This is a genomic window from Streptomyces sp. TRM64462 (assembly GCF_013362995.1).
Taxonomy (GTDB): Bacteria; Actinomycetota; Actinomycetes; order Streptomycetales; family Streptomycetaceae; genus Streptomyces.
In genome coordinates, this window is sequence record NZ_JABWDV010000148.1 from 1 (window position 1) to 17,835 (window position 17,835).

Sequence of the window (17,835 nt, forward strand, 5' to 3'; positions counted from 1 at the left end):
GGCCGACGCCGCCCAGGCGGCCCACCAGGCCCACGAGGCGGAGCGCCGTGCCGCGGAGTCCATCGCCGCAGAGGAGCGGCTCGCGGAACTCCTCAGCCTGCCCCCGAACCAGACCGCGCAGCCCACCACCCGGACCGCGCAGACCAGCACCCGGACCGCCCAGCTCCCGCGCCAGAACACCGGCGAGAACGCCCCGGCCCCCGCCGAAGGATTCCGCCGCACCACTCCCGAGGGATCCCTCACCGCCGAGGAACTCGACCAGTACGCCGACGAACTGCGCGACATCCTCGACCGCACCGTCGCCGCCGGCGAGCGCAAGCTCTTCGACCTGCGCACCGCGGCCGCCGACGACGCCCGCATCCTCGGCGCCCTCGGCGACGGCGGCCTCCTGCCGCCCGGCCCCGACGTCCTCGCCACCGTCGAGTTCCTCGGCGAACAGGGCATCCCCGCCCTGCCCGGCTGGCGCTACCTCGCCCAGTCCGTCGACCCCGCCGACCACGCCGCCGTCCTCGCCGCCCGCCCCGAGCTGGTCGACGGCGTCGTCGTCACCGACCCCCTCTCGTACGCCCGCGCCCGCGAGGCACTCTCCGGTGCCGCGCTGCTGCCGCGCTCCGCCGTCGCCGTCGGCACCGCCGCAGCGCTCCTCGCCCCCGTGCCCCACGCGGACCAGGGCGCGGACAACGAGATGTTCCTCGTCCCGCCGAACCCGGCCATGCACGACGAGCAGGCCGCCGACGAGGAGCGCCAGAGCCTGCGCGCGCGTGCCGCCGCCCGTGACGAGGAGATCCGTACACTCGCCGCCCGCCTCGCCGGCGACCGCTCCCTGGCCGCCCGCATCGGTTCCTGGCGCGCCGACTGCCCGCCCGGCATGCTCACCGAGCTGGCGGACGCCGCCGCCACCGCGCGCGAAGCCGCTGCCACAGCGCAGGCCGCCCTGGCCGAAGCCCGTACGGTACGGGCCGAGGCCGACGAGGCCGCCGCCGAGACCGCCCGCGTACGCGACGAACGGCAGGACGCCGCGCAGCGCGCCCGCCGCGCCGCCGACGCCCTCGCCGGTCTGGCCTTCCGGCTCCGCGAACGGGCCGGCTGGCAGGTCCGGCTCCGCGAACTCGCCGACGAGGCCGCCGAAGCCGAGGCCAAGGCACAGACCTGCCTGGAGCGCGCCCGCGCCGCCGACGAGGACCGCCGCGCCGCCCAGCGCGCCGCCGACGACGCCCACCGCACCGCCCGCGCCCTGCGGGCCGAGCGCTCCGAGATCGCCGGCGCCCACGAGGACCTGCCGGAGGACAAGCCCGACGGCACCGCCCTGCTCGACGGCGGCGTCCCGCGCCCTTCCCTGCCCGCGCTCCGCGAGGCCTACCGGGCCGCGTCCCAGCTGTACGAGAAGGTCGGCGTCGGCGCCGACCTGCGCGCCGAACAGGCCCGCGCCGAGAGCGACGAGAGCGCCGCCCACGCCGAACTTGACCGGCTCACCAACAAGGTCCGCACCCGCGCCGCCCAGCTCCTGGAGAGCCCCGACGGCGCCGACGGCCCCTCCCGCCAGGCCGCGGCCGCCCGCGCCGAGTTCCTCGTGCAGCTCCTGGAGTCCCGCGCGTCGGAGGCCAGCGAGAAGCTGGGCCGCCTGCGCGGCGAGGCCGAACGCCTCGCCCCCACCGACGGCGAGGCGCACACCGACCTGCCCGACGACCTCATCCCCGCCGACGCCGACCAGGCCCAGACCCTGCTGCGCACGGCCACCGGCGAACTCGCCGCGCACACCGACGCGCTGGAGGCCGCCCGCGCCGCTCACGCCCACCTCCTCCACGCCCACCGCACCGCCGAGGACTCCGCCGGCGGCTTCGACGAACTGGCCGCGCTCCTGCGCGACCTGCTGCGCGAACACACCGACGAGGACCCGCAGGAGCCCCAGCCGTACCCCGGCTCCCTGGAGGAGGCCCGCAAGGCCGCCGCCGAGACCCGCCGCTCGCTGCGCGGCTGCGCCACCGATCTGTCCGCCGCCGACGCCGCCGTACGCGAGGCCTGCGACGTGCTCGTACGGCACGCCAACTCCACGCGCTACGAACAGGTCCGCACCCCCGCACGGCAGCAGATCCGCGAACTCCCCGCGTCCGCCCTTCCCGAGCACGCCGCCAAGTGGGCCGAGGCGTTCGCGCCCCGCCTGCGCGTCCTCACGGACGAGCTGGCCCAGCTGGAGCGCAACCGCGACTCGATCGTCGACCGCCTGCGCGGCCTGGTCGAGTCCGCCCTCACCACCCTCCGCTCCGCCCAGCGCCTCTCCCGCCTCCCCGAGGGCCTCGGCGAGTGGTCCGGCCAGGAGTTCCTGCGCATCCGCTTCGAGGAACCCGACCAGGCCACGCTCGTCGAACGGCTCGGCGAGGTCATCGACGACGCCACCCGCGCCGCCGTCAAGAAGAACTCGGACATGCGCCGCGACGGCATGTCGCTGCTGCTGCGCGGCGTCCACGCCGCCCTCCAGCCCAAGGGCGTCTCCGTCGAGATCCTCAAGCCGGACGCCGTACTGCGTGCCGAACGCGTCCCCGTCGGACAGATGGGCGACGTCTTCTCGGGCGGCCAGCTGCTCACCGCCGCCATCGCCCTGTACTGCACGATGGCCGCGCTCCGCAGCAACGACCGCGGCCGCGACAAGCACCGCCACGCCGGCACGCTGTTCCTCGACAACCCCATCGGCCGCGCCAACGCCACGTACCTGCTGGAACTCCAGCGTGCCGTCTCGGACGCCCTCGGTGTGCAGCTGCTCTACACGACGGGCCTGTTCGACACGACCGCACTCGCCGAGTTCCCGCTCGTCATCCGGCTGCGCAACGACGCGGACCTGCGGGCGGGCCTGAAGTACATCAGCGTCGAGGAGCATCTGCGCCCCGGCCTGCCGCAGCCGCGGACGGAGGGCGAGAAGATCCACGGCGAGATCACCGCGACCCGCATGTTCAAACGCACCCCCACGGACCCCTCGGCCTCGGACCAGCCGACGGCCCCGTCCGCAGGCCAGCCGCCGGCCCCATCCCCGGCCCGGCCGACGACCCCGGCCCCCGCCGGAACCGACCCGTCGACCTCCGAGGACTGACCCCTTCCCACTCGCGCCCGCGCCCGGCGCGGGCTCACGCCCGGGACAGCTCGCCCCTGCCCCCGCGCGGAGCCCGCGGCGGGCGTTGCCGTATACGGGCGGCCTCCCGCGCCGCCCGCCGGGCCCGCCGCCGCTCCCGGCGCAGTTGCCGCGCCGTACTGCTCGGCTCCGACACCACGCCGTACCGCTGCTTCCACACCTGCCGCGTCACCCACACGTCCAGCACGCCCCATGTGGCCACCACCGTGCTCCCGACCGTGCTCAGCACCAGCGGGAACGCCAGCCACGACGTGGTCAGCGTGAACAGGTACGCGGCCACCGCCTGAATCAGCGTCAGCGAAATGATCAGCACCGCACGCACTGCCGCCGTACGGACCGGATCCGGCAGCCGGTGACGTCCCACCGGCTCCTCCACCCACAGCTCACGCCGCCCCGAGCTCATCAACCGTCACTCCCCACCAACGTCTGTCCTCACGGGTGGCTGCCCGCCTTGGGCTGATTTACGCCGACAGATCCCGCCGCCCCCGTACAAGAAGACGTATCACCGGACAGGAAGATTCCCGGAACGGACAATTCCAGCCATCCGACCTCTACGGCCGCATGACGCCTCGCCAGGTGTCCTCCGCCACAGTCCGGTTTGTCAACTCCCCGGATACCGGGACAACCCCTGATCAACACCACTCCGCTCGGCCGAAAAACGTCCGGACGCACCTTCGAGTTGTCCGCAGGACAGTAGTAGGCTCGCGCAAGTTTTGTTGATGTGTTGATGTGTACACCCGCGGCGGCCACGCGGGGCGGGTGCTGAGTGGGGGAGGCCATGCGCTTTCGCGGGAAGTCGATCCGCAGGAAGATCGTGGCCCTGCTCCTCGTCCCCCTCATCTCCCTCACCGGCCTCTGGAGTTTCGCGACGTACCTGACCGGCCGCGAGGCCGGCCATCTGATGGACGTCGGCTACATCGTCGAAAAGGTCGGATATCCGCTGGAGGACACGGTCCGGGTCATCCAGCAGGAACGCCGCCAGACCCTCGTCTACCTCGCCGACCCCCGCACCGCCGATGCCCTCACCACTCTGCGTCGCGACCGCGCCACCACCGACCGCACCCTCGCCGTCATCCGTGCGAACGCCCGCGACAGCCGCGTCACCGGAGCCATGCACGAGCCCGCGGCCGAGCGGCTCGCGTCCCTCGTCGAGGCCCTCGACGGCCTGGAGACCCTGCGCCGCTCCGTCGACACCCGAGCCGTCGGCCGCCTCCAGGCCCTGGAGTTCTACAACCGGCTCGTCGACCCCTGCTACACGTTCCTCGTCCACCTCCACGCCCTCGACAACGTCGAGATGGACAAGCAGGGCCGCGCCCTCGTCGGCCTGGCCCGCGCCCGCGAGATGCTCGCCCGTGAGGACGCCCTGATCGTGTCGTCCCTCATCAGCAACCGCCTCACCGCCCAAGAGGTCCGGCTGCTGTCCGACCTCGTCGCCCGACGCGAGCAGTTCTACCAACTCAGCCTGGAAGTGCTCCCCGCCGAGGAGCGCGAGGTCTTCCAGCGGTACTGGCACGACGCCGCCACCCAGCCACTCCGCCAGGCCGAGGAAGCCGTGATCTCCGGCGGCGCCACCGGCTCACCGCGAGGCGTCATCGACGCGGTCCGCTGGGAACAGGCCGCCGCGCCCGTCCTCAGCGGCCTCGCCACCCAGAACACCGAGGCCGGCGACCGCTACCAGGAACGCGTCGAACCCGTCGCGTACGGCGTCCTCGTGAAGGCCGGCATCGCCGGCGTCCTCGGCTTCCTGGCCCTCGTCGTCTCCGTCGTCGTCTCCGTACGCATCGGCCGCTCCCTCGTCCGCGACCTCAGCCGGCTCCGCAAGGAGGCCCAGGAGGTCTCCGGCGTACGCCTGCCCAGCGTCATGCGCCGCCTCGCCGCCGGCGAACACGTCGACGTCGAGACCGAGGTACCGCAGCTCGAATACGACAAGGACGAGGTCGGCCAGGTCGGCAAGGCCCTCAACACCCTCCAGCGCGCCGCCGTCGAAGCCGCCGTCAAACAGGCCGACATGCGCCGCGGCGTCTCCGAGGTCTTCGTCAACCTCGCCCGCCGCAACCAGGTCCTCCTGCACCGCCAGCTCACCCTGCTCGACGCCATGGAGCGCCGCACCGAGGACACCGAGGAACTCGCCGACCTCTTCCGGCTCGACCACCTCACCACCCGCATGCGCCGCCACGCCGAGGGCCTCGTGATCCTCTCCGGCGCCGCCCCGTCCCGGCAGTGGCGCAAGCCGGTCCAGCTCATGGACGTGGTCAGGGCCGCGGTGGCCGAGGTCGAGGACTACGAGCGCATCGAGGTACGCCGCCTCCCACGCATCGGAGTCGGCGGCCCCGCCGTCGCCGACCTCACCCACCTCATCGCGGAACTCCTGGAGAACGCCACCGTCTTCTCGCCTCCGCACACCGCCGTCCAGGTCCACGGCGAACGCGTCGCGAACGGCTTCACGCTGGAGATCCACGACCGCGGCCTCGGTATGTCCGCCGAGGACCTGCTCGACGCGAACCTGCGCCTCGCCGAGACCCCCGAGTTCGAGCTCTCCGACACCGACCGGCTCGGCCTCTTCGTCGTCAGCCGCCTCGCCCGCCGCCAGAGCGTCCGCGTCTCGCTGCAGCCCTCCCCGTACGGAGGGACGACGGCCGTCGTCTTCATCCCGGCCGCTCTGCTCACCGACGCCCCGGCCACCGAAGGCGCCGGCTTCCGCCTGGACCGCGCCGCCACCACCGGACGCGGGAACGGCACCGAACGCAAGAAGGCGGTCGAGGCGGCCGTCCTGGACGGGCCGGTCGAACTGGAAGGCCCCATCGGCCCCATCGGCCCGCTCGGCATACTCGGCGACCTCGACGCGCACCTCGACGGCGACCTCACCGACAGCCTCACCGAGGGGCTCACCGACGACCTGGGCGGCGGCGAGCGCAACGGCCTGTTCCGCCCCCGCCCCCGCACCCCGCTCCGCCCCGCGACCGGCCCCGGTCCCGTTCCCGGCCACGAGCAGCACCACCAGGCGCCCGACACGTCACCCGGCTCAGGGCACGGCAACAGCCATCTCGCGCCCGCCGTCCCGCTGCCCCGCCGCAAGCCGCAGACCCCCACGCTGATCGCCCGCCACGGCCGCCGCGTGGACACCCCGGAGCCGGATCCGGCCCCCGCGACGCCGGACGCGTCCGACCAGAACACCCTGACCCTCCACGGCCTGCCCCGCCGCGTACGCCAGGCCAGCCTCGTACCCCAGCTGCGGGAGTCGGCCGAACGCCCCGGCCCCGCAACGGCCGACCGGCCCTGCGCCGAAGAGGGCACCGCCGACCGCGACGCGGAAGAGGTACGCAGTCGCATGGCCGCCATGCAACGCGGCTGGCAGCGCGCCCGCCGACAGCACACCGAAGCGACAACGCAACCCGGCCCGGACACAGACGGCGCCGCAGCCGACCCAAGCAGCCCCGGCTTCACAAGCAACCCCAGCTTCACAAGCGACACCAGCGACACCACAGCACCAGGAACCACACCGGAGGGGAACGGTCGATGACCGCACCGAACGCCGCAGCATCCAACTCAACCGGCGAGCTCAACTGGCTCCTCGACGAACTGGTCGACCGCGTCGGCTCCATCCGCAAGGCCCTGGTGCTGTCCAGCGACGGTCTGCCCACCGGCAGTTCCAAGGACCTCAGCCGCGAGGACAGCGAGCACATGGCAGCCGTCGCCTCCGGCTTCCACAGCCTCGCCAAGGGCGTGGGCCGCCACTTCGAGGCCGGTCAGGTCCGCCAGACCGTCGTCGAACTGGAGGAGGCCTTCCTCTTCGTCACCGCCGCCGGCGACGGCAGCTGCCTCGCCGTCCTCGCGGACGCCGACTCCGACGTCGGCCTCGTCGCGTACGAGATGACGCTGATGGTCAAGCGGGTCGGCGCTCACCTCGCCACCGCCCCGCGGGGCGGGCTGCCCACCGGAGGGTGAGGGGGGATGCGATGAGTGACGCAGCAGGCAGACAGTCCCTCCGCGGCCGCCACCGCACGGACGACGCCCACCACTGGTTCGACGACGACGCCGGGCCGGTGGTCCGCCCGTACGCGATGACCCGCGGCCGCACCGGCAGCGCCACCCAGCACCGCCTCGACCTGATCGCGGTCGTCGTCCCGGAACCCGCCGCCGACGACCCCGGCCGCGATCAGACACTGTCACCGGAACATGTGGAGATCGTCGAGCGGTGCGCCGACCTCCCTCAGTCGATCGCCGAGCTCGCCGCCGGCATGGACCTCCCCGTCGGGGTGGTCCGCGTCCTGGTCGGTGACCTGGTCGACGAACAGCTCGTGCACGTAACCCGTCCCGTTCCGCCGGCAGAACTGCCGGACGTGAGCATTCTGCGTGAGGTGATCAATGGCCTTCGGGCGCTCTAGCCGCAAGGGTCCGCCGCCGGTCGAACCGGTGACGCTGAAGATCCTGGTCGCGGGCGGCTTCGGGGTGGGCAAGACCACGCTGGTGGGGGCGGTGAGCGAGATCCGGCCGCTGCGCACCGAGGAGAACCTCACCGAGGCCGGCCGGCCCGTCGACGACCTGCACGGCGTCGAGTCCAAGTCCACGACCACCGTGGCCATGGACTTCGGCCGGATCACCCTCCGCGAGGATCTCGTCCTGTACCTGTTCGGAACACCGGGCCAGGACCGCTTCTGGTTCCTCTGGGACGAACTCGCGCAGGGCGCCCTCGGCGCGGTCGTCCTGGCCGACACGCGCCGCCTGGAGGACTCGTTCGCGGCGATCGACTACTTCGAGCGGCGCGGCATCCCCTTCGCCGTCGCCGTCAACCGCTTCGAGGGAACCGGGACCTACCCCGCCGAGACCGTACGGGCCGCCCTCGACCTCGACGCCGGGGTGCCCCTGCTCATGTGCGACGCCCGCGCCCGCGAGTCGGTGAAGGAGGTGCTGGTCGCGGTCGTCCAGCACGCCATGACCTTCACCGACCCCGAGCCGGAAACCACCCTGGCACCGGTCAGCCCCTGACCGACCTCCGCGCCACCGGAAAGTCGAAGTACGTGTCCGGGAACACCTCCGGCCTGTACGTGAAGTGCCACCACTCCTCCGGCAGGTTCACGAACCCCTGCGCCTCCAGTGCGCCCCGCAGCCGGTCCCGGTTCTCCCGCTGAGCTCCCCGGACCCGCGGGTCGTCGGTGTGGGACAGCGTGTCGAAGCAGTCGAACGCCGTCCCCATGTCCACGGAGTTGTCCGGGAACCGCTCCTTCTGCGGCGCGGCACAGTCCACCAGCGGCTCCCCGGGCACGTAGGGCCGGGTGGGCTCCGCCGGCAGCCGTACCAGCGTCACATCGACCGTCGACCCCCGACTGTGCCCGGACCTCTCCGCGATGTACCCGTCCGCGAACAGCCGCGACTTGTCGACCCGCGGATAGAACTCCGCCTTCATCTCCTCGTCCTGAAGGTCCTGCGCCCACCGTACGAAGTGGTCGACGGCCCGCTGCGGCCGGTAGCAGTCGTACATCTTCAACGAGTAGCCCTGCCGAAGCAGCCGCACCTGGGCGCGGTGCAGCGCCTCGGCCGCCGGCCGCGTCAGGATGCACAGCGGCTGCCGGTAGCCGTCCACCGGCTCCCCCACGAAATTGTGCTCCGTCGTGTACCGCATCTCCTGAAGGATCGTCGGGTCCACCGACCGCAGCGTCACGAACTCCCGCGGCGCCTTGGGCTCCGGTTTCGCCTGCGCGACGGGCGCGGCGGCGGCTGAGGAGGCGACGGCGAACAGCCCGGCGGCGGCCGTGGCGACCACGCCACGCACAACAACACCAAGTCCTGTCATGTGCACCATCTATCAGCCGAACGCCCATCGGTACAGTGCGCCCCGTGAACATCACCCACTGTGCCCACTGCGGCGCGCCCTACCCGGACGCCACCGCCAACTGGCCCCGAGCCTGCCCCTCCTGTTCCACCGTCACCTACCGCAACCCCCTCCCCGTAGCTGTCGCCCTCCTCCCCGTCACCGACGTGCACGGCACCGGTCTCGTCGTCATCACCCGCACCATCGAACCGCAGCGCGGCGGTATCGCACTCCCCGGTGGCTTCATCGACCACGCGGAGGACTGGCGCGACGCGGTCGTACGCGAACTCCGCGAGGAGACCGGCATCGAGGCGGACGCCCGGGACGTACGCCTCGCTGACGCCATGAGCTCACCCGCCGGCCACCTCCTCCTCTTCGGCCTCCTCCCCGAACGCCCCGCCACGGACCTCCCCCCGTCCACCCCGACGGCCGAAACCACCGGCCACCACCTCCTGCACACCCCGACCACCCTCTGCTTCCCCCTCCACACAGAAGCCGTCCGCAAATGGTTCGCGCGCGAGTACTCCTCCTGACCACCCCCGCCGACTCACCCCACGCCCCGCACCCGCACCCCCTCCGCCACCGCCACAGCCCCCTCGTCCATCACCCGCTCCACCCGCACCTCACCCTCCACCCACCGCGACGCGTACCGCTCCACCTCCGCCTGCTCCCACCCGTCACCCACATCCCGTACGACCAGCCCGCCCCCCGACCGGCCCGGCGCCGGCGCCCACACCTCCAGCTCCACCGCCCCGTCCTCACCCCGCACCGGAACCACCGCCCCCGCCCGGGCCAGCACCGGCACCCGCGACAACGGCGCCTCCACCAGCACCTGCCCCGGCCCCTCGTACGCCCGCCCCGTCACCGTGTCGTACCAACGCCCCCGCGGCAGCCGCACCATCCGCCGCTCCGCACCGCGCGTCAGCACCGGTGCCACCAAGAACGCGTCCCCCAACAAGAACGCGTCCTCACAGTCCCGGAGTTCCCGCTCCTCCGGCGCACTCCACCACAGGGGGCGCACATACGGCGCACCCGTCAGCCGCGCGAGCCGCGCCAACGTCTCGAAGTACGGCCGCATCCGCTCACGCTCCTCCAGCGCCGCCCGCGCGTACCCCAACACCTCCGGCCCGAACTCCCACGGCTCCCGCCGCCCCGCGTCGATCGCGGCATGCGTACGGAACAACGGCAGCCACGCCCCTAGTTGGAACCACCGCAGATACAGCTCCCGCGACGGAAACCCGTCGAAACCGCCCACGTCAGGCCCCGAGTACGGCACACCGCACAGCCCGAGCCCCAGCACCAGCGACAGCGAGGCCCGCAACCCGGGCCACCCCGTCGCCACATCGCCCGACCACGTCCCGCCGTACCGCTGCATCCCCGCCCACCCCGACCGCGAGAACAGGAACGGCCGCTCGTCCGGCCGCAGCCGCGCCAGCCCCTCGTACCCGGCCCGCGCCATCGCGAGCCCGTACACGTTGTGCGCCTCCCGGTGGTCGCCACCCCGCCCCTCAAGCACATGCCGCGCCGACCTGGGCAGCGTCATGTCCCCGATCGGCGTGAACGACACCGGCTCGTTCATGTCGTGCCACACCCCTGCGAAACCCTGCGCGAGCCGCTCCTCGTACAGCCCGCCCCACCACTCCCGCACCGCCGGATCCGTGAAGTCCGGATACACGCACTCGCCCGGCCACACCACCCCCCGCACCACCCGGCCCCGCGCATCCCGCACGAACGCCCCCCGCTCCCCGACCCGCGCCCCCGCCTCGTACAGCGCACCGCCCGACTCCGTCTTCACCGCCGGATCCACGATCGACACCAGCCGCACCCCCTGCTCCCGCAGCTCCGCCGCGAGCCCCGGCAGATCCGGGAATCGCTCCTTGTCCACCGTGAACACCCGGTGCCCGTCGTAGTGGTCGATGTCCATGTGCAGAGCCGACAGCGGAAGCCCCCGTTCCCGGTAGCCGGACACCACCCGCCGTACCTCCTCCGCACTGCCGAACCCCCACCGTGCGTGCTGCGGCCCCAGCGCCCACGCGGGCGGCACCGCCGGAGCGCCCGTCAGCTGCGTCCACCCGTGCAGCACCCGCGTCGGCGTCCCCACCACCACCCAGCAGCGCAGCGGCCCCCCGCTCATCCGCACCTCGCTCGCACCCGGCCGGTCGTGCCCCGACCCGGCTCCCTCCTCACCCTCCCGCAGCGCCACCTGCCCGTCCCAGGTGCTGTCGTAGAACGCCAGATGCGTCCCCGCGTCCGCCACCACCCACTGCACCGGCATCGTGATGTACAGCGGATCCGTCTCCGGTACGAAGCTCCCGCGCGGGTCCGTGTTCCACAGCCGGTACGTCCCCTCCCGCAGCCGCGGCCCCGACGCCCGCCCCCCGAGCCCGAAGAACCGCGCGTCCGCCGGCACCTCCGACCGCTGCACCCACCGCGCGTGACCCCCGCCCACCGGCTCCCACCAGCGCGGCGGCAGATCCCGCCGCAGCACCACCCCGCCCGGCGTCCGCACCTCCACCGCCCCGTTCCGCGACACCCCCACCGTCACCCGCTCGGCCACCACCCGCCAGCCGCCGTCCGTGTCCGGTTCCAGCAGCACCCGGCCGTCCGGCTCCGGCACCTCACCCGTCACCGCGTACGACGGCAACGGCGCCGCCCCGTCCCATCCCCAGAACACCGTCCCCCCGGCCGACACCCACACCCGCAGCTCCGACCGCGCGAACCGCACGATCCCCCCACCCGGCAACGGCTCCGCACCCACCAGCCGCCCCGGCACCCGCGCACGCTCAGGCCCCCGCGACCCGAGCCCCACGGCATCCGCACGCCACTGCCGCCACGCCGAGCGCATGGCCCGCAGCCCCCGCACCCTGCCGAACACCCACATCGAACGCACCAGCTCACGACCGTCCATGCAGCTCACCCTGCCACCCGCAGAGCCGAAGGCGTGAGGCGTTCAACAGCCGTTCACCCGTGGCGCCACCACATGTTCAGCGCACCTACCATGGGCGGAGAACCCTGGTGCGAACAACGATCACATGGCATCGTCCCTGTCAGCCGCGTCACGCGCACACCCCAGCCGTGCGCGGGACACACGCCATCCGCGTACAGCCAGGGAGCCACCTCCATGACATCGACGTCAGCGACCGCGCACTCCGAACCGTCCGAGCCGCTCTGGCAGCCGGACCAGGACCGCATCGCCTCCGCCGCGGTCACCCGCTTCCAGGCCTGGGCCGCCGAACACCACGGCGCCCCCGCCGACGGCGGCTACCCCGCACTCCACCGCTGGTCCGTCGACCACCTCGACACCTTCTGGCAGGCCGTCGCCGAGTGGTTCGACATCCGCTTCAGCACCCCCTACGCGCGCGTGCTCGGCGACCGCACCATGCCCGGCGCCCAGTGGTTCCCCGGCGCCACCCTCAACTACGCCGAACACGCCCTGCGCGCCGCCGACGAACGCCCCGACGCCCCCGCGCTCCTCCACGTCGACGAGACCCACGAACCCACCCCCGTCACCTGGGCCGAACTCCGCCGCCAGGTCGGCGCCCTCGCCGCCGAACTCCGCGCACTCGGCGTACGCCCAGGCGACCGCGTCAGCGGCTACCTGCCCAACATCCCGCAGGCCGTCACCGCCCTCCTCGCCACCGCCGCCGTCGGCGCCGTCTGGACCTCCTGCGCCCCCGACTTCGGCGCCCGCAGCGTCCTCGACCGCTTCCAGCAGGTCGAACCCGTCGTCCTGTTCACCGTCGACGGCTACCGCTACGGCGGCAAGGAACACGACCGCCGCGAAACCGTCGCCGAACTCCGCCGCGAACTCCCCACCCTCCGTGCCGTCGTCCACATCCCCCTCCTCGGCACGGAAGCCCCCGAAGGCACCCTCGAATGGTCCGCCCTCACCTCCGGAGACACGGCCCCCCTCTACGAACAGGTCCCCTTCGACCACCCCCTGTGGATCCTGTACTCCTCCGGAACCACCGGCCTCCCCAAGGCCATCGTCCAGTCGCAGGGCGGCATCCTCCTCGAACACGTCAAGCAGATCGGCCTCCACTGCGACCTCGGCCCCGACGACCGGTTCTTCTGGTACACATCCACCGGCTGGATGATGTGGAACTTCCTCGTCTCCGGCCTCCTCACCGGCACCACCGTCGTCCTGTACGACGGGAGCCCCGGCCACCCCGACACCGGCGCCCAATGGCGCATCGCGGAACGCACCGGCGCCACCCTCTTCGGCACCTCCGCCGCGTACGTCATGGCCTGCCGCAAAGCCGGCGTCCACCCCGCCCGCGACCACGACCTCTCGAAGATCACCTGCGTCGCCACCACCGGCTCACCGCTCCCGCCCGACGGCTTCCGCTGGCTCCACGACGAGTTCGCCGAAGCAGGCCACGACCTCTGGATCGCCTCCGTCAGCGGCGGCACCGACGTCTGCAGCTGCTTCGCAGGGGCCGTCCCCACCCTGCCCGTGCACATCGGCGAACTCCAGGCCCCCTGCCTCGGCTCCGACCTCCAGGCCTGGGACCCCCAGGGCAAACCCCTCATCGGCGAAGTCGGGGAACTCGTCGTCACCAACCCCATGCCGTCCATGCCGATCCACTTCTGGAACGATCCCGACGGCAGCCGCTACCGCGACAGCTACTTCGAGATGTACCCCGGAGTATGGCGCCACGGCGACTGGATCACCCTCACAGACCACGGCTCCGTCATCATCCACGGCCGCTCCGACTCCACCCTCAACCGCCAGGGCGTCCGCATGGGCAGCGCCGACATCTACGAAGCCGTCGAACGCCTCCCCGAGATCAAGGAATCCCTCGTCATCGGCCTGGAGGAACCGAACGGCGGCTACTGGATGCCCCTCTTCGTCCACCTTGCACCAGGCGCCACCCTCGACGAGGACCTGGTGAACCGCATCAAGCACACCATCCGCGCCGAACTCTCCCCCCGCCACGTCCCCGACGACATCATCGAGGTCACCGGCATCCCCCACACCCTCACCGGCAAGCGCATCGAGGTCCCGGTCAAGCGCCTCCTCCAGGGCACGCCGCTCGAAAAGGCCGTCAACCCCGGCTCCGTCGACAACGTCGACCTCCTCGGCTTCTACGAGGACCTCGCCCGCGCCCGCGCAGCGCAGCCCCGCCCCTGAACGACCTGGACCGCCACTGTCAGTCCCCCTGGTTACGCTGAGTGAGCATTGATCAACAGCTGATCACCAGGGGGACCCATGGCACACACCCAGAACACCCGGAACACCCGGAACACCCGCGGCACCACATCCCTGCGACGAGCCCTGCGCCGCGAAGTCCCCAGCACCGTCGGCCTCCTCGCCGACGCCCAGGACTTCGCGGCCATGCGCCGCTACCGCACCTTCGCCTTCGACGACCACACCACCTACCTCCGCGAGACCGAGCGCCTCCTCAAAAGCCTCGCCACCAGCGGAGGCCACACCACCGTCGCCCTCTTCGACCCCGACGACTACGCGGCATACTGCACCGAGACCGGACTCGACCCCGACAGCCCCGCGAGCCGCAGCCGCTACACCGCCGAGATCGCCGCCACAGGCGCCCGCGTCCCCTATACCGGACAGCCCATCGACGAGCTCGTGCCCCTCCTCATCGACACCGCCGTGCGCCACGCCACCTGGGAGTACGCCACGATGCTCCTCACCGACGCCGGCCAGTGCGCCGACTGCGGCCAGGACATCGGCCGCGCCGCCTTCGACCAGGCATCCCGCGCCGTCCTCCGCCTCCTCACCGACGCCGGACCCGGTACCCACCACCTCGTCTGCAGCATCCCCACGGCCGCCGACAACCTCCTGGCCGTCCTCCACACCAGCCGCACCGACACCGGACCCGCCGTCCTCGACTCGGCCGAAGGCGCCCAGTTCGTCACCGTCCTCGCCGCCGGCATCGCCCGCGAGACCCCCGGCGGACTGGTCCTGCGCACCACTGCCCCCGGCACGACCGACCGCCTCCACGGCTGGCGCCTCGACCAGGGCCGCCTCGTCCCCCTCACCGAGGCCGAGGTCTTCAACGCCTACTGCACCGACGCCGACACCGGAGAACCACTCCCACCAGAACCGGGCGTCGAATACCGCGCAGGCTTCGAGCTAGCCCCCGACGACGGCCGCCCCACCCACCATTAGCCGCCGACAGCAGAAGAGAAAGGAAGAAAGGAACAAAAGGGCGAGGGGCCCTCCCGCACCAAACGAGAAGGCCCCTCCAAAACCACCGCTCACTCGCCGGACAGCACCGCCTGCGCGGCGACCCGCGCCTCCTCCGCAGTCTCGGAGGCCCGCGCGGCGGCCGCGGCACGCTCGCACTGCGCCAGCGTGTACTTGGCCAGCGTCGCTCGCACATAAGGAATCGACGCCGCACCCATGGAAAGGGAGGTGATACCCAGCCCCGTCAGCACACAGGCCAGCAGCGGGTCGGAGGCCGCCTCACCACAGACACCGCAGCTCTTGCCCTCGGCACGGGCGGCGTCGGCCGACAGCGCGATCAGGTCCAGCAGCGCGGGCTGCCACGGGTCCTGCAGCCGCGACACCGCACCCACCTGCCGGTCTGCGGCGAACGTGTACTGCGCCAGGTCGTTCGTGCCCAGCGACAGGAACTCGACCTCCTGCAGGATCGACCGTGCCCGCAGCGCCGCCGACGGGATCTCCACCATCGCGCCGAACTTCGCCCGGAGCCCCGCCTCACGGCACGCGTCCGCGAACGCCTTCGCGTCCGTACGGTCCGCCACCATCGGCGCCATGACCTCCAGGTACACCGGAAGGGCCTCGGCCGCCTTCGCCAACGCCGTCAGCTGGGTCCGCAGCACCTCCGGGTGGTCCAGCAGCGTCCGCAGCCCCCGTACACCCAGCGCGGGGTTCGGCTCGTCGGCCGGGGTCAGGAAGTCCAGCGGCTTGTCCGCCCCCGCGTCCAGCACCCGCACGACCACTCGGCCCTCGGGGAACGCCTCCAGCACCTTCCGGTACGCCTCGACCTGCTTCTCCTCCGACGGCGCCCGCGTGCTGTCGTCCAGGAACAGGAACTCCGTACGGAACAGACCGACACCCTCGGCACCCGCCTCCACGGCGGCCGGCACATCCGCGGGCCCGCCCACGTTGGCGAGCAGCGGCACCTTGTGCCCGTCCGACGTGGCGCCCGGACCGGTGGAAGCGGCCAGCGCGGCCTTCCGCTCCGCCGCGGCCCGCTCCATCGCGTCCCGCTTCTCCTCGCTCGGGTCGACGATGACGTCACCCGTGCTGCCGTCCACCGCGATCACGGTGCCCTCGGCCAGCTCACACGCACCCGGCAGCGCCACCACGGCCGGCACACCCAGCGCCCGCGCCAGAATCGCGCTGTGACTGGTCGGTCCGCCCTCCTCGGTCACGAACCCGAGCACGAGCGCCGGGTCCAGCAGTGCCGTGTCCGCCGGCGCGAGGTCCCGCGCGATCAGTACGTACGGCTCGTCACTGTCCGGCACACCCGGCATCGGCACACCCAGCAGCCGCGCCACGATCCGGTTCCGCACGTCGTCCAGATCCGCGACGCGGCCCGCCAGGTACTCACCGGCACCCGCCAGCAGCGCCCGGTACGCCGCGAACGCGTCGTACACGGCCCGCTCGGCGGTCGACCCCACCGCGATACGCCGATCGACGTCCGCGATCAGCTCAGGGTCCTGCGCCATCATGGCCTGCGCCTCGAGCACGTGCTGCGCCTCGCCACCGGCGAGGTTGCCCCGCGCTATCAGATCGGCCGCCACAGCCTCGACGGCCTTACGGGCACGCGCCTGCTCCCGCTCCGCCTCCTCGGCGGGAATCTGCTTGGCCGGCGGCTCCAGCACAGCCGTACCCATGTGCCGTACCTCGCCGACCGCCACACCGTGGCTGACCCCGACGCCGCGCAGCGTTGTCTCCATCGTCACCCTTCACCGTCTCCCATCGAGCGGCGGCCCTGTCCCGTCCGCCGTGCATGAACAAGCAAACCTCAGAGCCGCCGAACCGGCGGCGCCGGCATCACTGCCAGGAGAAGAGCGTGTCGCCGGCCTTCACGTCGCCGTCCTCGCGCAGCTCGGCGAGCGCGTCAGGCGTGGCTTCCAGCGCGACGACCGGGCAGATGGCGGACTTGCCCGCCTCCTCCACCGCGGCCGGGTTCCAGCGCACGATGTCCTGACCGCGCGAGACGGTGTCGCCCTTGTTGACGAGCAGCTCGAAGCCCTCGCCGTTCAGCTGGACGGTGTCGATGCCCAGGTGCGTCAGTACGCCGTGCCCGTCGCCGTCCACGACGACGAACGCGTGCGGGTGCAGGGAGACCACGACACCGTCGACCGGCGCGACGGCCGTCGACGGCTCGCGCACGGGGTCGATGGCGGTACCCGGCCCGACCATGGCCCCGGAGAACACCGGGTCGGGTACAGCGGCGAGTCCGATGGCGCGTCCGGCGAGGGGCGACGTCACGGTGGTCATGGAGGGCCTCCCATGGGGCGGAGATGATGTGGCGCCGCCACTGCCTGTCCTGGACGGCGTACTGCTCAGAGCGTATGTCATAGGAAGTTCCGGTTCCGCCCGAGACGTACCGGTTGGCAGCCCCTCGGCGGCACAGGAAACGATTTGCCTCAACTACCTGTGAGGGGTAGTGTCGTTGCCCTGCCTGGCACCCGACGCGACTCTGAGTCGAGGGTTCGGCAGCGGCCGCCTGTCAGGGCGAGATCCTAACTGGTCTACACCACTACTGGTCTACACCTCCGTGTGTCAATCGGTAGGTGGAGTGGTCAGGGAGGGGAAAAACCCCTGATAGAGTCGGAACCGCCGGAAAGGGAAAGCGCGAAAGCGAAAGAACGGCCCGGCAGCCCGCTCCAGCGGGTGGCGGAAACGGAAAACGGATCTGCTAAGCTGGAAACACGAAACACCGAAGGGAAGCGCCCGGAGGAA

At 72.3% G+C, this 17,835-nt stretch carries 12 protein-coding genes and 1 pseudogene; 8 read left to right on the plus strand and 5 right to left on the minus strand.

Annotated elements, in window-relative coordinates; all coding sequences use genetic code 11:
* Nucleotides 1-3,082: pseudogene (locus tag HTZ82_RS31735) on the plus strand (hypothetical protein); the annotation flags it as partial.
* Nucleotides 3,083-3,116: 34 nt separating this feature from the next.
* On the opposite strand, the gene HTZ82_RS06890 reads toward HTZ82_RS31735, so the two are convergent.
* Entirely contained in the window at nucleotides 3,117-3,524 is a 408-nt protein-coding gene (locus HTZ82_RS06890; protein WP_175408394.1) for a hypothetical protein, read from the minus strand.
* Nucleotides 3,525-3,899: 375 nt separating this feature from the next.
* On the opposite strand from HTZ82_RS06890, the gene HTZ82_RS06895 reads away from it, so the two are divergent.
* The 4 genes from HTZ82_RS06895 to HTZ82_RS06910 are packed head-to-tail and all read left to right on the plus strand — an operon-like array spanning nucleotide 3,900 to nucleotide 8,107.
* A complete protein-coding gene (locus HTZ82_RS06895) occupies nucleotides 3,900-6,641 on the plus strand; it encodes a nitrate- and nitrite sensing domain-containing protein (RefSeq protein WP_175408395.1) in 2,742 nt (913 codons plus the stop codon).
* On the plus strand, nucleotides 6,638-7,066 hold the full coding sequence (locus HTZ82_RS06900; RefSeq protein ID WP_175408396.1) for a roadblock/LC7 domain-containing protein: 429 nt from the start codon (nucleotides 6,638-6,640) through the stop codon (nucleotides 7,064-7,066). Before HTZ82_RS06895 ends, HTZ82_RS06900 begins: the two co-directional genes overlap by 4 nt.
* An 11-nt stretch (nucleotides 7,067-7,077) precedes the next feature.
* Nucleotides 7,078-7,506 carry a DUF742 domain-containing protein gene (locus tag HTZ82_RS06905; RefSeq protein ID WP_175408397.1) on the plus strand — a complete coding sequence of 143 codons (429 nt, stop codon included), beginning with the start codon at nucleotides 7,078-7,080 and terminating at the stop codon, nucleotides 7,504-7,506.
* Nucleotides 7,487-8,107, plus strand: a complete 621-nt coding sequence (locus HTZ82_RS06910) for an ATP/GTP-binding protein (RefSeq protein WP_175408398.1) — start codon at nucleotides 7,487-7,489, stop codon at nucleotides 8,105-8,107. Before HTZ82_RS06905 ends, HTZ82_RS06910 begins: the two co-directional genes overlap by 20 nt.
* Here HTZ82_RS06910 and HTZ82_RS06915 read toward each other — a convergent pair.
* Nucleotides 8,097-8,912, minus strand: coding sequence for a M15 family metallopeptidase (locus tag HTZ82_RS06915; RefSeq protein WP_175408399.1), 816 nt, complete (start codon nucleotides 8,910-8,912; stop codon nucleotides 8,097-8,099). The genes HTZ82_RS06910 and HTZ82_RS06915 overlap by 11 nt on opposite strands.
* Before the next feature lie 44 nt (nucleotides 8,913-8,956).
* Here HTZ82_RS06915 and HTZ82_RS06920 point away from each other — a divergent pair, with 44 nt between their 5' ends.
* Complete coding sequence (locus HTZ82_RS06920) at nucleotides 8,957-9,463, plus strand: NUDIX domain-containing protein (protein ID WP_175408400.1); 507 nt, start codon at nucleotides 8,957-8,959, stop codon at nucleotides 9,461-9,463.
* A gap of 14 nt (nucleotides 9,464-9,477) precedes the next feature.
* On the opposite strand, the gene HTZ82_RS06925 is transcribed toward HTZ82_RS06920, so the two are convergent.
* A complete protein-coding gene (locus HTZ82_RS06925) occupies nucleotides 9,478-11,838 on the minus strand; it encodes a glycoside hydrolase family 31 protein (protein ID WP_175408401.1) in 2,361 nt (786 codons plus the stop codon).
* A 213-nt stretch (nucleotides 11,839-12,051) separates the two neighbouring features.
* On the opposite strand from HTZ82_RS06925, the gene HTZ82_RS06930 reads away from it, so the two are divergent.
* On the plus strand, nucleotides 12,052-14,064 hold the full coding sequence (locus tag HTZ82_RS06930; protein ID WP_175408402.1) for an acetoacetate--CoA ligase: 2,013 nt from the start codon (nucleotides 12,052-12,054) through the stop codon (nucleotides 14,062-14,064).
* Between the two features lie 78 nt (nucleotides 14,065-14,142).
* Nucleotides 14,143-15,063, plus strand: coding sequence for a hypothetical protein (locus HTZ82_RS06935; RefSeq protein WP_175408403.1), 921 nt, complete (start codon nucleotides 14,143-14,145; stop codon nucleotides 15,061-15,063).
* 89 nt (nucleotides 15,064-15,152) lie between these two features.
* On the opposite strand, the gene ptsP is transcribed toward HTZ82_RS06935, so the two are convergent.
* Nucleotides 15,153-16,823 (minus strand): phosphoenolpyruvate--protein phosphotransferase, encoded by a 1,671-nt coding sequence (gene ptsP / locus HTZ82_RS06940; RefSeq protein WP_175408406.1) that lies wholly within the window; start codon nucleotides 16,821-16,823, stop codon nucleotides 15,153-15,155.
* Between the two features lie 97 nt (nucleotides 16,824-16,920).
* Nucleotides 16,921-17,370: a PTS glucose transporter subunit IIA gene (locus tag HTZ82_RS06945; protein WP_175408404.1), complete on the minus strand. Its 450-nt coding sequence runs from the start codon at nucleotides 17,368-17,370 to the stop codon at nucleotides 16,921-16,923.
* Nucleotides 17,371-17,835: the final 465 nt, after the last annotated feature.